General features: G+C 72.2%; 2 protein-coding genes. Both read right to left on the bottom strand.

From position 1 onward, the window contains the following. Positions 1-424: polyprenyl synthetase family protein (locus tag FNX44_RS26625; protein ID WP_173019306.1), on the bottom strand; the 424-nt coding region annotated here is incomplete at its 3' end. After that, positions 421-1,503, bottom strand: coding sequence for a tetratricopeptide repeat protein (locus FNX44_RS26630; RefSeq protein ID WP_143651530.1), 1,083 nt, complete (start codon positions 1,501-1,503; stop codon positions 421-423). The genes FNX44_RS26630 and FNX44_RS26625, both read right to left, overlap by 4 nt. Between the last annotated feature and the right edge of the window lie 204 nt (positions 1,504-1,707).

A 1,707-nucleotide genomic window follows, 5' to 3' on the forward strand; every position in this document is an offset into this window, starting at 1 on the left:
GGGTTTCGACGGCGAGTGCGAAGAGGGCGTCGCCGGCGAGGACGGCGGGGCCTGTGCCGTAGGTCTTCCAGGCGGTGTCGCGCTGCCGCCGCTTTTCGTCGCCGTCCATGATGTCGTCGTGCAGGAGGGAGAAGACGTGCACGAGTTCGACGGCGACGGCGCCGGGTATCGCCGTGTGGGTCCGGGCGCCGGCGGCTTCGGCGGCGAGGATGGTCAGCGTGGGGCGCAGGCCTTTGCCTTCGGCGCGGGGGTCGAGGGTGGGGGTGCCGTCGCGGTCGCACCAGCCGAGTGAGTAGGCGGCCATCCGGGCCGGCCAGGCATGGAGGCTGCGAACGGCCGACCTCAGAGCGGGACGGGTCAGGTCGCGGCAGCGGGTGAGGACTTGCTCGGCGGTCGGGGTCTGGGCCGGGGCTGTGGTCGTCATCGGACGGCGACCTCCCGGAGGGCCGGGCGCTGGGAAGCGGTGGCCGGTTGCGGCGCGGTGGGCTGGAACTCGACGAGTGCGCGGTCCGCCATGTCGCGGGCGTGGCGCAGGCCAATGCGGTCGAAGGTGCGGCGGAGTTCTGCGAGGTCGGAGATCGTCGAGGAACGGTCGCGGCCGAGGTGGGCGAGGGACTTGACGAGGCCGAGACGGGAGAGCGCGGTACCGCGCGGTTCGCTCATCGCTTCGAACTCTGTCAGCGCCTGGTGGTAGACGGCCCGCGCCTCGTCGTAGCGGGCGGCGCGGTAGAGGACGTTGCCGCGCATCTTGTGGTTGTAGGCGAGGGCGCTGGAGAGGTTCATCTCGCGGCAGGTGGCCTCGGCCTCGGAGAGGAGGGCGAGGGCCCGCTCGGTGGCGCCGTCGCGGACGGAGAGCACGTCGGCAATGCCGCGCAGGGCCCATGCTCGACCGCGCTGGTCGTCGGCCTTCGCGGCTATCTCCGCGGCCTCCTCGAACATGGCGAGTGCGGTGTCGTAGGAGCCGGTGTTGCGGTGGATCTGGGCGATGCCTTCGAGCGCCCAGACGGTGTGGCGCGCCTCACCGCGGCGGCGGGCTTCGGCGAGCAGCTTCTCGTGGAGGGCGGCGACGGTCCGGTAGTCGCCCTGTATTCGGCCGGTTTCGGCCATTCCGGCGAGAGAGTAGCCGCGGGCGACGACGTCGTTACCGCGTTTGCCGAGGTCGGCGGCGTGCGCGAGGAGGCGGTAGGCGAGGTTGAAGAAGCCGCGTTGGCGGGCGAGGGTGCCGCCGCTCCACAGCGCCCAGGCCATCGTGCCGAGCGCGCCGACCGATCGGGCGGTGCGGTAACCGGTCTTCCAGGCGCGGTCGGCTTCCGCGACGTTGCCGAGGCGGCGGTGTGCCTCCGCGACGGCGAGCAGGGCGCGGGCGGCCTCCTCCCGGGAGCCGGCGCGTTCGGCGTCTCTGAGCTGGGCGAGGCCCTCGGCGAGTACGTCGGTCAGTGAGGAGTTCACCGACAGGGTGGTGAGCGCGCCCTGGTACTCGGGCGCGAAGGCCTTGCTGTACATGTGTGCCTTTCGCCGGACGACCGTGATCGGACGAGTCGACTATACACACGAGGTATACACCGAGTGTGTAGTGGAGAACGGCGTGGCGCTGACCTGGGTGTCGGGGAGTGCGGGCCACGTTGCCGGGCCTTGGCGTGCGGCAGCGGCGTGCGGCTGCGGCGGCTGGGCTGGGCTAGGCGGCTAGGCGGCTGGGCGGCTGGGCGG

This window comes from Streptomyces alkaliterrae (assembly GCF_007097205.2).
Classification (GTDB): Bacteria; Actinomycetota; Actinomycetes; order Streptomycetales; family Streptomycetaceae; genus Streptomyces; species Streptomyces alkaliterrae.